Below are 10,739 nucleotides of genomic sequence, written 5' to 3' on the forward strand. Positions count from 1 at the left end.
GGGGGGGGGGGGGGGGGGGGGGGGGGGGGGGGGGGGGGGGGGGGGGGGGGGGGGGGGGGGGGGGGGGGGGGGGGGGGTGGTGGGGGGGGGGGGGGGGGGGGGGGGGGGGGGGCGGGCCCCCCCCCAACGCAGAGGGGTGGGGGTTGCGGCGGATCGGCGCGTTCGTCGGGCTGTCGCACGAGCAGGTCCGTCGCACGCTCGCAGCTGTTCCACCGGGCGCCGGCGAGTAGCCGGGCCGGGCCGTCAGGGGCTGGGTGGCGGAGTGCGCAGGGGCCGGAGTTGGCCGTCGCGGATGTCGTCGGGCAGGGAGAAGTTGTATCGGCCGAGCATCCGGAGGTGGTCGAACCCGAGGGGTGAGAGCCGGGTGATGTCGGCGGTCGCCACGGGGCGGCCTTCGGCGCGGATCTGGTCGAGGGCGCGGGCGGTGTAGACGGTGTTCCACACCTGGATGACCGAGTACATCGGCCTGGCCGTAGCGGCACGGCGTGCCCAGGGCCTGTACGTCGCCGACGAGGTCCTCGCCCACATCTCCCCGGCGCACAGCGAACCGGTGCACCTGTTCGGGTCGATCCCGATCGACATCGATCGGGAACTCGCCAAGCTCGACCCCGCCGGCTACCGGCCGCTGCGTCCGCTCCCCAGCTAACACGGCCTTCCCGACGGCCGCCTACCTCGGTATGATCTTCGGTGGGAAACAGGGAAGCCCCGGGCAAGTTTCACCCGGGGCCTCGACGAGGGGCTGTAGCGCCTATCGCTGGCCGCGTACCGCTTCAGCCACCCTCCCTGCCAGGACCGCGATGGCCCCCGCCGCACAAGCGGGGGCCACGTGGTGCGTCTGACTCAACACCACTGCGGTGATCTCCGTGACGGTGGCTAACCCGTCGAGCGACCACATCATCGCGATCTTCCTGTGAGCTCGGGACATGGAGCCTCCCTCGATGGCTCCCTCCTGGCCTGGAGGGACGAGTCGACTGTCGACCCGATCGGGAGACCGGCAGGCGCCCCTTTCGTGGAGATCCATGCACCCAGAACCAAGTCTGAGTCTCCATGACGGAAAGTCGGTAGGTCAACTGGCGGTAGCATCGACTTGTTTTCCGGAAACGAGAACTGTGGGAGACTCGTCGTATGCTGAACGCCCCCGAGCTCGCGGAGCGGCTCGCGCCTGCGCTCAGCGGCAAGACCGTGCAGGCCCGCCTGGCGCATGTCCTGGTCGAGCTGGCAACCCAACGCGGCGTTCTTGAGGAGCCCGGATCGCGGATCCTGGTCGCTCTGACACAGCCCGAGCTGGCGGACCTGGTGGGGGCAGGCGAGCCCGCGGTGCACAAGGTGCTTCGGCAGTTCCGGAAGAACGGACTGATCAAGACTGGCTACCGTCAACTCACCGTTAGTGACGTCGAGGCGCTGCGCGAGATCGCCCGCGGTAGGCCCGAGGAGACTCCTACTGCCAGCATCGTCGGCCCGAGTGGTGAGCGTGCCGCTCGCCGGATCGGGGAACTGCGCCGCGGCCTCGGCCTGACACTGGCCGATCTGGAAAGCAGGCTCGGTGAGCTGGGCAGGCCCATCTTGGTGTCTTCCCTGTCGAAGATCGAAAATGGTCAGAGGCGTGTCGACGTCGATGACCTTCTCGCTCTTGCCCTCGCCCTCGACGCCTCACCGAACGCGATCTTGCTTCCTGGTTCCGATGAGCTCGGCGACGATGTCGCGCTGGCACCAGGTCGTGTGATGGACGGCGCCAGCGCATGGCGGTGGGCATCGAAGGATGTTCCCGTCGCCCGGCCCCTACCCCTACCCCTGGCCAACTCCGACTCTCGGGGCAGGGACTTCTTCATCTCCTACGTCGACCCTGACGAATCGTGGGCTGCATGGATCGCGGCCCAGCTGGAAGACGCCGGCTTCCGGACCTTCGTGGGGGCACGGGACGTGGTGAGCGGTCAGAACTGGAGCGAAGCCTTCGAGGAAGGCCTCGCACACTCGCAGCGTGTCATCGCTGTCCTCTCGAACAGCTACCTGAGTTCGAATTTGGCGGCCATCGAGTGGAGGACGGCCTACCAGGAAGACCCCATGGGTCTTCACCGTCGACTGATTCCGGTGAGGGTCGAACCCTGCCAGCCCACCGGCATGCTCCGCAGCGTGGCCCACATCGATCTGGTCGGCCTGAATGAGCACGACAGCCGAACAGTGCTCCTCCGGCAAATCTCCGCCAGCATCGAGGGCAAGGGGCAGCTGAACCCTTCTTTCCCGGGCAGGAACGCCGTCGACTTCACCGGATCGACGGGAAACTTTGTAACGATCACGAATAATTTCATGGGTGGGTCGACAAAGGAGGAAGCAAGTATCAGCGCCGATGCGCTGATCAGTCTCGCCTCGTACCTGCCCCACGAATTCCTCAGCCCAGCACTGGACGCCGCCCTAGCGCTTGAGTTTTCCGCGAGAGCGAAGGCGCTGGCCGGCCTCGCTCCGCACCTACCCTCCGATCTCCTCGCACACGCCCTCGCGGGGGCCACGGCACTCGATGAGCCCGCTGCGCGGGTGGAGGCGCTCGCCGGACTCATTCCGCACTTGCCTGCCACCGCCCGAGCGAACGCTCTCGGCGCTGCGCTCGCCGCCGCCACAGCCATCGACACCCCAAGCGATCGGGCGCTCGCCCTAGCGAGTCTGCTCGAGTACCTGTCCGACTCTGATCGCCGGACGGCCGTCGAGAACGTCCTTACAGCTGTCAGAAGCGGCGCGGCGTCACCACCAATCAAGGATCAGCACGGACTTCCGGAAATACCCAATCCCGGAAGCACTGACCGGTGACAACTTCCGGAAACATGGCCCTGCGGCTGGTCCAGGAGTCTGAAACAACTTCCGGAAACACGACGGCCCGCCGCCGCGGTCGCACCGCAGCGGCGCTGCCCGCCCCCTACGACGCGGTTCTCGACACCTACGTCGTCCAGCTCGTCCACGCCCCGCTCGCCGTCGACAGCCGGGCCAAGTACGCCAGCCGGGTCCGCGGCTACCTCGCCTGGCTCGTCGACGGCGGGGCCGTCGACGTCCTCGGTGACCCGCTGCAAAACCGGGCCGCCCGTGATGGCGCGGTCCGCGACTACAAACGCTGGCTGAAATCCCAGCGCCGGACTCCCGCCACGATCAACAACCACCTAGCCGCGCTCAGCGACTTCTACGTCCGCCTCGGCCTCGGCGCGCACCAGGCCCGCACCGAAGTGCTCCCTCTACGCGCGCCGGCTGCGCTCGATGCCCGCCAGACCCGCCGCTACCTGCGCGCCGTCGAAGCCTGCCCGTCCCCCCGCGACCGCGCGATCGCCCTGCTGCCCTACTATGCCGGCCTGCGTATCGGCGAAGTCGTCGCCCTCGACCTGCTCGACATCAGGCTCTCCGCCCGCAAAGGCGAACTCGCCGTCACCGGCAAAGGCCGCGACGGCGGCCGCCAGCGCACCCTGCCCATCCACCCCGACCTGCGCACCGTCCTCGCCAGCTGGCTCGACCACCGCGCCACCCTCATCGGCGCCGACCAGACTGCGGTCTTCCTCAACCGCCGCGGCGGCCGGCTCACCGACCGCGCCGCCCGCACGATCATCACCGACCTCGGCGCCACCGCCGACCTCACCATCGACGACGAGCCCTTCGGACCCCACGTCCTGCGGCACACCTTCGCCACCCAGCTCGTCCGCAAAGGGATCGACCTGGTCATCGTCGCCGACCTCATGGGTCACAGCCGCCTCGAGACCACCCGCATCTACACCCAACCCACCAGCACCGACCGCGCCGTCGCGCTCGGCACCCTCATCACCGACCACTGATCACCAGCGCCAAGCGTTGATTCTTCGGCGGTTACTACTGGGACCCCGAGTTGGTCCGCGGCGAGCTGCTGGCGCGGTGTCGCGCCGAGCGGATCGAGCCGCCGGCCGCCGGGCGGGATCGACCGGATCGCGCGGTCCGCGTTGCACCAGGCCGAGCAGGCGCTGACCGCCCGGGTCGCCGCTCGGCTGGCCGCCGTCGTCGCCGGCCGGCTGCGCGCCTTGGTCGCCGTCGCCCGGGACAGTGTCGCTGACCAGCGCACCGTCGTCGAGGTGCTCTCCGCGTTCGCCCGCGTCCACAGCACCGATCCCGCCCTGCGCCCGGATCCCGAACCGGCTGCTCCCCTTCGGCTTGCCGTCGATCTCCACGCCGCGGTCACCGTGCTGGCCCGCCTGCCCGTCGTCCCCGACGTTCCCCGTGCCGACCTCCTGGGCGCGAACTTCACCGGCCCCGCCGCTCTGCACCGCCTGCAAGCTCCCCGCGGCACCCTCGCCCACGTCCGTTTCCGCGGCGCGGACCTGCGTGGCGCGATCGCCAGCAACGCCGATCTCAGCGACGCGGATCTCCGCGGCACGGCCCTTCACGGCGCGCGCCTGCACAATGCCGACCTCAGCGACGCGGTGGGTCTGGTGCAGGAACAGGTGGAGGCCGCACGGGGAATGTACGGACACGCCTGCCCGAAGAGCTGGCGCGGCCGGCGTCATGGAAGTCCGGTGACCCTCCTACGGGCAGCGCTTGATCCGCCGCAGTTCTTCCACGGCCCCGAACCGCTGCTGACAGGCACGGGGTAACCCCGGGACCTGTTGGGTAGCCGACAGGTCAAAGGCCCGATTACCGCTGAAACCCTACCTTCATGAAGCATAATTGCGGCCAGTGACAACGGGGGGAGGGGACGGCCATGGCGGCCTGCCCGGAGTGTGGTGAACAGGGTGAGGGGCAGTTCTGCGCGCGCTGCGGCGCCGAGTTCGGCCGCGAGCAGAACGGCGTCCTCGCCGTCCTCAACGTCCTGCTGCGCCTGCCCGCGTGGCGAACCTTCCTGCGTGCCTGGTGGCGGATGGCGCGACGCCCGGTGGGGCATACCATCGACATCTTCGAGGAAAGAAACTTCCGCGCCGCCATGGAAATTCTGGAGATCATCATTCTGATCTCCTCCCTGGGGCTGGCGGGAACCTTCCTGAGGCTGAGCAACCTCGAGCAGGAATTTATTCTTCCCATTTATTTCGCCGTCAACCTCGCGGGCATTTCAGTGGTGTTCTCATGGCTGGCGAGACGCCGGTCCAGAGTGCAGCGTAGCAGCCGCGAGATCCTCACGATGTTCATCCTCGCGAGCGCTTTTTCCACCCCGTTCGCCCTGCTGCTGGAAATTCTCCTGTGGTTCGGGACGCCCTGGTCGCGGATTCTTGTCGTGGCCGTGAGCTCCGTGCTCGGGGTTCCGGCCTGGATCTACATGGTCCGGTTGTGGAAGTACTTCTGGAGGCTGGGGGCGGGAAGCGTCGTTGCCTTCCTCGTGCTCGCCTCCATCATCGGGCAGATACCCGGCACGGCTCTCCTCATCCCCTTCGGCTACAACCCGCTGAAAGTGAACCAGCAGCTCGAGGACCGGCAGGCGAACCGCGGGTACGGCAACCTGTCGGCGCAGAACTACCTGCTGAACGCCGGCCCGGCGCTGCCAGGTTTCCAGCTGTCGGGCTCGGTCCTTCAGGGGCCGGACAGCGGCGCGGGCGAGCTGATGGCCGCGGTGGAAAGCCAGTCCGGGGCTCCGTCCCATCCCCCAAGCCCCCGCGCCACCTACCAGACCGTGGCGCTCTACCTCGCCCAGGAGAGCGGGATGTCGGTCGTCAGCAATGTCGAGATCGCGCGGACCGGGAACATACAGCGTGATCGGATGCTGGTGGCAGCCGACCAGACACCGGCATACGTCGGCGAGTACTTCCGCGAGGCCCTCCTGCAGAGCGAGCGCCAGAACCATCCCGACCAGACGGCGACGGCAACCGTCACCGGCACAGCCCACCGCCCCGCGCCGCCCGGCATCACCAGCGTGATTCACATCGACGAGGACGTCCTCCTCAACGGCCAGCAGATCGTCATCCACTACGACGTCCTGTTCGTCCTGACCGGGCACGTCGAGTCCATCACCTACATCAGCTATCCCGGCTCCACCGACCAGCGACTCGAACAGGGAATCGCCGCCCAGATGGTCAGTGACATCGAGGCCCACGGCACGTAGCCGGTATGTCCCGCCGATGTCAGGCGGTGCTGTCGCGGTCCGTCCACATCTCGGCCATGCGGCCGTCCTAGACGCACACCAGCCAGAACGGAGGAACCTGCACGGTCGTTCGGGCCCGCCGCCGGCTCACCGCGGCCGAGCCACAGGCCAGCTAGATCACCCGCGTTTGCGGCTGGTGACACGTTTCTTACCGGCACAACCTCCGCAAGTTCAGCCTGACTGAAGGTTCTTCTCAACGAACCCACGGCCTTTTCGATGATCGGGTCCGTGACCGGCCTCGGTTGTCCGCCAAGCGCCGCGCGTACGCAGCGGCCTCGATGAAGGAGGGTCGGGAGTATCGAGGACGGTTATGGCGCCGAGCGCAGGGGGGCGACGTCGAGGCGGAGCGTGGCCCCGCTCAGCACAGCGGGTTCCACGGGGAGGTCGTCGGTCAGGGTGACTCCTGCTAGGCCGGTGTCGAAGCCGGCTGGCCATGTCGTGCTGGCGCTGACCAGCGCGCCATTCAGCTTCGCCTCGCGTAGGTCGGCGTCGCTGAGGTCGATTCCTCGCAGATCGGCCAGCCGCAGGTCGGCGCGCAGGAAGCAGGTGCTGCTGACGCGGGCTTTGCGCAGGTTCGCCTCGCGTAGGTCGGCATCGCTGAAGTCGGCGTGGCTGAGATCTGTCTCCACAAGGCGTGCCCCGCGTAGGTCGGCCCCGACACAGCGGGTCTGGCGCAGGATCGACGTTCCCAGCGCGGCGTGCCGCAGGTTGACCCCGGCCAGCGATGCTCTGGTCAGGTTGACCTGAAAGACGGAGGCGGCCTCCATGCAGGAGCGGTCGAAGATGATTCCCTGGAGCCATAGCCCGTCGCAGTCGGCTCGGCGCAGGTCGGTGCTGCTGAGGTTCAGCCACTCCGGCTGGCGTTCCTGGCAGAGCACACCCATTGCGGTCAGGGCGATCTGGGTGTCCGCGGCTCGCGTCTCCAACGGCGGTACTGCGTTGATGTGCGTGTCAGCTGCAGGCAGGGCTCCTGCCGGAGGTGGCCAGGGCAGGTGCGTGCGGACGTAGGCGGCCATGATCGAGATGATGGCCTCGCGGTCACGGGTGGAGTGGTCGCCGATGCGCCAGAGCGTGTGGATGCCGCCGATCCGTACGTCCAGTTTGTCGCTGCCGAGCTGGTCGACCGCGCGGCTGAAGCGGTCGGTGACGTGGGCCTCGCGGGTGGCGGCCAACCCGTCCCGGCCGATCTGTAGCTGCCGCCAGGTGGCATAGGCGCCGAAGAAGACGACCACACCGCCCACGGCCTGGAGGAAGGTCGTGCGTACCTTGCTTACCGCATCAAGACGATCTTGCGGGTTGACGTGCGCCCCAGCAAGATCGTAATCAACGACGACACTCGGCAGAAAAATGATCAATCCTGCTAGGGCCGCTAACCCCATCATCCCCAGCGTGGCGCCTATGACGATCAATCTCCACCTGCGCCCCGGAACCCCTACGGCCACAGATACATTCTGAAGCGCGAGCGAGGTACCTGCTCTGTGGTTCTCGCCGACAGTGCCCGCCCAGTCCCCGTTTGGCGGGTGGTCGTCGTCGAGGAGGTTCTGGGCGATGGTGGCGTATCTGCTGGCGGTCGTGTGCGACAGGTTGAAGACGAGGGCTAGGTGCAGGGGGTCGGGGCCGACAGTCAGGGCCTCGTGGAGCACGCGGTCGGCGCGGATGCGGTCGAGATAGACGCCATGCCGGAGCAGGTGCTCGCTGAGGTAGTGGGGGCTGATGGGGCCGGTTCCCAGGGCGGTTCTCTCGTTGATCAGCACGTGCCGGTTGGGGCTGTGAGGCCAGCTGGTGCGGCGGTGCTCGAGCCAGGCTAGCAGCAGGTGGCGTGTCTCTCGCCGAGGCGCTGGGTGTGTCCGGCGAGGGTGATGCGCCGGTTGGGCAGGTCGAGGTCGTCGAGGGCCAGGTGCCGGATCGCCGCGGCGCGTGCGGCGTGGACGGAGGCCAGTGCGACGATCAGCCGTCGCGCAGGGGTGACGGCGGCCTGTTCGACGGCGTGGATCTCGGTGTCGGTCATCGGCAGCAGGCTGCGACCGCCCGCGCGGGGAGCGGCCAGGCGGGTGGTGGGATTGGCGAAGATCAGGCCGTGTTTCTTGGCGAACCGGAACAGCGATCGCAACGCGACGACCGCGTTGCTGCGCCGCTCACCGCGCAGCGGATCCAGCGCGGCCTTCACGTCAGCGGTGGTGACCTCGCGCAGGTGGCCGTGGGTTGCCGTCCAGCGGTCCAGGTGCGGGCGGACGCCGCCGAAGTAGACGTAGATGCTGGCGTGCGACCGGGGCCGGGTGCGGGCGTCGCCGTCGAGTAGCACCAGCAGCCAGGCCCGCACTGCGGCGGCGAACCCGGCGGACAGTGCGTCGGCGCGGCGTTCGACCCAGGCAGGGATCGGCGGCGCGGTGTCGTCCTCGAGCAGTCCGAGGTCGGTGAGGACTTCGGCGACCCGCGCGCTGGAGGCCTGCCGTGGGAGGGTGGCGCGGACCTCGGTGAGGCTGACGGGTTGGCCGGCGGTCAGGCCGTCCAAGACGACGGTCAGGCCGTCCATCGCGCACCGGGTGGTCGAGGGCGACCAGCCGTGGGCCTCGCCCAGTTCCCGGGCCCGCGTCGCGGCCGCCCGCAGCGCGGGGGTGTCCGATTCCAGGGCGGGATGCTGCCAGCGGTCGGGTGGCGGGACGCCGGTTCCGCGCCGGGCGGCGTAGGCCATGTTCCGGCAGCTGGCGTTGCAGTAGAGCCGGTCGCGCCGGCCGCCAGCGGGCAGCGGGCGACCGCAGCGCCGGCAGGTCACCGAGGCGGCAACGACCGGCCGGTGCGGGGCCGGGGCGTGACCGCCCGGGTCTGCGCCGCCGCGGTGACGGCCTGCTCGCCGTCGGCGGCCGGCACCGCCGTGGGCACCTTCTCCGGCTCGGGCAGCAGCAACTCGTCGATGCCGCAGCCGAGCACCGCGCAGATGACGTCCAGCTCGTCGAGCCTGACGGCGTTGGGGTTGCCGGACCACAGCCCGGACATCTTCCCGGCGCTGATCACCATGCCGCGTTCGGCGAGCATCCGGTGCAGCTCGCTGGCCTTCCAGATGCCCCGGTTCGCGGCGGCGAGCCGCAGGTTCCACTTCACGGTGCGCCCTCTTCTCCCTGCAGGTGACGGTGACGGTCATGGAGCGAGCCCCTTCCACCGCTCGGCGACCCGCTGCTGGCCGGTGACCCAGGCGTCCTCGACGTGGGAGCTGTGGACGTGGACATACCTGGCCGTCGTCCCAGTCCATGACCGAGCAGCTCCTGGATCGCGAACAGGGTCATGCCGGCCGGGTAGAGCTCGGAGGCGCAGTAGTGCCGCAACACGTGCGGGGTCAGCCGTCCCGCCCAGGCCGGTAGGTGCTCAGCAGCGGCCTGCGCCAGGGAACGGCGGAACACGTCGGCGCTTGCCCGGCCGCACGAGCCGTCCTGGTTCTTGCGCTCGGACGGGAACAGCGGGGCTCCCTGCCGGGTGTGGTCGCCGTCGAAGTGAGCCCAGACGTCCTCGATGAACCAGCGCACGTTCCGATCCGCACCGTTGATCATCGGCACGATCCGGGCCGTCGGCCCCTTCCGCCGTGATCCCTTGCCGTGGCGGACGTTGAGCTTGCCGAACCGGCCCAACTCCCAGCGGACGTCGTCAAGGTCAAGCATCCGGATCTCGTTGATCCGCAGCCCGACGTCGGCCGCCAGCCGCGCGGCGGCGTAGTTGCGGGCAGCCGGGGCGAACTTGCGGCAGGTGGCGAGCTCCTGACGCCGCCCGGCGAACAGCTGCTCGATCTCGGCCTCGGTCGGCGGGATCCGCACCTGCGGGTCGACGAAGGCCCGGGGACGGTTCACCTCGTCGAGCGGCCACTCGGCCACCCGCCCGGTCAGATTGTAGATCTCGACCTTGTGGCGGAGCTCGAGGAACTCGAAGTACACCGTCAGCGCCGCGGCCCGCCCGGTCCGGGTCGACGGCTTCGCGTCGCGCAGCGCCTTGCCGAAGTAGCGGTCGGCGTCGGCCGGCTGCATCTCCCACAACGGCCGGGCGAACCAGATCCGGATCAGGTCCAGGTGGTTGGTGTCGTTGCGGATCGTGCTGTCGGTCAGCCCCGCCGACGCCCTCGCCAGCACGAACCCCGACAACACCTCCAACTCGAAGCCGGCGAGCTCCTCCTCGCTCGCCGGCGCCCGTAACTCCCGGAGGTCACGCACCCCCGCGAGAGCCAACCCAACCCCCTGAACTTCAGCCTTGCTGAAGGAAGCTCGCAATGAGCGAGATACTCTCACAGGGGATGAAGAAGCCTCAAAGTGGGGCAACAGGGGTGGAGCGCGGCCGTAGGCCCTGGTCAGGGCGCGATCAGCTCACAGGCGTGCCGAGGAACCCGGCAACTGTTGCACTAACCTCTCGCCGGGCGTCCGGGAGGCCGTGCTGCGTGCCCAGCGCGAGCGTGACCGGCGCTGGGACAGCCCCTGACCCCACCCCCGCTCGACCCCTGCGGCCCCAGTCCGCGGCACGTCCGCACCCCCGCGTGCTGTCGGGTCGGCCATGGCCACGTCGGTGCGGAACTGGTGGCCGCTGGGGCTGTGATGGTCACGCCTCTCCCGGTCTGTTCGGTTAGCAGATGCGCACAGCTCGTCATAGGGTTGCGCACTGAGGAGATGCGGATTGCGCCAGTCTGATCCCGTATGGC

10 protein-coding genes and 1 pseudogene are annotated in these 10,739 nt (G+C 69.0%); 6 read left to right on the forward strand and 5 right to left on the reverse strand.

Features of this window, described 5'->3' with window-relative positions:
• Nucleotides 1-230: pseudogene (locus tag MXD95_RS06350) on the forward strand (hypothetical protein); the annotation flags it as partial.
• A gap of 13 nt (nucleotides 231-243) precedes the next feature.
• Here MXD95_RS06350 and MXD95_RS29175 read toward each other — a convergent pair.
• On the reverse strand, nucleotides 244-462 hold the full coding sequence (locus MXD95_RS29175) for a Tn3 family transposase (protein ID WP_480024065.1): 219 nt from the start codon (nucleotides 460-462) through the stop codon (nucleotides 244-246).
• Here MXD95_RS29175 and MXD95_RS06360 point away from each other — a divergent pair.
• From MXD95_RS06360 to MXD95_RS06380, 5 genes are all read left to right on the forward strand, one after another.
• Entirely contained in the window at nucleotides 449-646 is a 198-nt protein-coding gene (locus MXD95_RS06360) for a transposase (protein ID WP_250639604.1), read from the forward strand. The two genes, MXD95_RS29175 and MXD95_RS06360, sit on opposite strands and share 14 nt — an antisense overlap.
• Before the next feature lie 479 nt (nucleotides 647-1,125).
• Entirely contained in the window at nucleotides 1,126-2,799 is a 1,674-nt protein-coding gene (locus MXD95_RS06365; RefSeq protein WP_250639605.1) for a TIR domain-containing protein, read from the forward strand.
• The gene (locus tag MXD95_RS06370; RefSeq protein ID WP_250639606.1) at nucleotides 2,796-3,803 is read left to right on the forward strand and encodes a tyrosine-type recombinase/integrase; all 1,008 of its coding nucleotides are present in this window, start codon (nucleotides 2,796-2,798) and stop codon (nucleotides 3,801-3,803) included. Before MXD95_RS06365 ends, MXD95_RS06370 begins: the two co-directional genes overlap by 4 nt.
• A gap of 141 nt (nucleotides 3,804-3,944) precedes the next feature.
• The gene (locus MXD95_RS06375; protein ID WP_250639607.1) at nucleotides 3,945-4,592 is read left to right on the forward strand and encodes a pentapeptide repeat-containing protein; all 648 of its coding nucleotides are present in this window, start codon (nucleotides 3,945-3,947) and stop codon (nucleotides 4,590-4,592) included.
• A 107-nt stretch (nucleotides 4,593-4,699) separates the two neighbouring features.
• Complete coding sequence (locus tag MXD95_RS06380) at nucleotides 4,700-6,028, forward strand: hypothetical protein (protein WP_250639608.1); 1,329 nt, start codon at nucleotides 4,700-4,702, stop codon at nucleotides 6,026-6,028.
• Nucleotides 6,029-6,375: 347 nt separating this feature from the next.
• Here the strand turns inward: MXD95_RS06380 and MXD95_RS06385 are convergent, their stop codons facing one another.
• The 4 genes from MXD95_RS06385 to MXD95_RS06400 all read right to left on the reverse strand — a co-directional run bounded on the left by MXD95_RS06385 (nucleotide 6,376) and on the right by MXD95_RS06400 (nucleotide 10,275).
• Nucleotides 6,376-7,821 (reverse strand): pentapeptide repeat-containing protein, encoded by a 1,446-nt coding sequence (locus MXD95_RS06385; RefSeq protein WP_250639609.1) that lies wholly within the window; start codon nucleotides 7,819-7,821, stop codon nucleotides 6,376-6,378.
• A gap of 50 nt (nucleotides 7,822-7,871) precedes the next feature.
• On the reverse strand, nucleotides 7,872-8,759 hold the full coding sequence (locus tag MXD95_RS06390) for a site-specific integrase (RefSeq protein ID WP_250639610.1): 888 nt from the start codon (nucleotides 8,757-8,759) through the stop codon (nucleotides 7,872-7,874).
• 77 nt (nucleotides 8,760-8,836) lie between these two features.
• The gene (locus tag MXD95_RS06395) at nucleotides 8,837-9,166 is read right to left on the reverse strand and encodes a helix-turn-helix domain-containing protein (protein ID WP_250639611.1); all 330 of its coding nucleotides are present in this window, start codon (nucleotides 9,164-9,166) and stop codon (nucleotides 8,837-8,839) included.
• Nucleotides 9,163-10,275, reverse strand: a complete 1,113-nt coding sequence (locus tag MXD95_RS06400; RefSeq protein ID WP_250639612.1) for a tyrosine-type recombinase/integrase — start codon at nucleotides 10,273-10,275, stop codon at nucleotides 9,163-9,165. The genes MXD95_RS06395 and MXD95_RS06400 overlap by 4 nt, the downstream gene beginning before the upstream one ends.
• Nucleotides 10,276-10,739: the final 464 nt, after the last annotated feature.

The sequence above is a fragment of the Frankia sp. AiPa1 genome (assembly GCF_023243075.1).
Taxonomy (GTDB): Bacteria; Actinomycetota; Actinomycetes; order Frankiales; family Frankiaceae; genus Frankia.

Coding starts and splice junctions, on each gene's coding strand:
- MXD95_RS06360 (WP_250639604.1), top strand. CDS start 449: ATGACCGAGTACATCGGCCTGGCCGTAGCGGCACGGCGTGCCCAGGGC.
- MXD95_RS29175 (WP_480024065.1), bottom strand. CDS start 462: ATGTACTCGGTCATCCAGGTGTGGAACACCGTCTACACCGCCCGCGCC.
- MXD95_RS06365 (WP_250639605.1), top strand. CDS start 1,126: ATGCTGAACGCCCCCGAGCTCGCGGAGCGGCTCGCGCCTGCGCTCAGC.
- MXD95_RS06380 (WP_250639608.1), top strand. CDS start 4,700: ATGGCGGCCTGCCCGGAGTGTGGTGAACAGGGTGAGGGGCAGTTCTGC.
- MXD95_RS06390 (WP_250639610.1), bottom strand. CDS start 8,759: ATGGCCTACGCCGCCCGGCGCGGAACCGGCGTCCCGCCACCCGACCGC.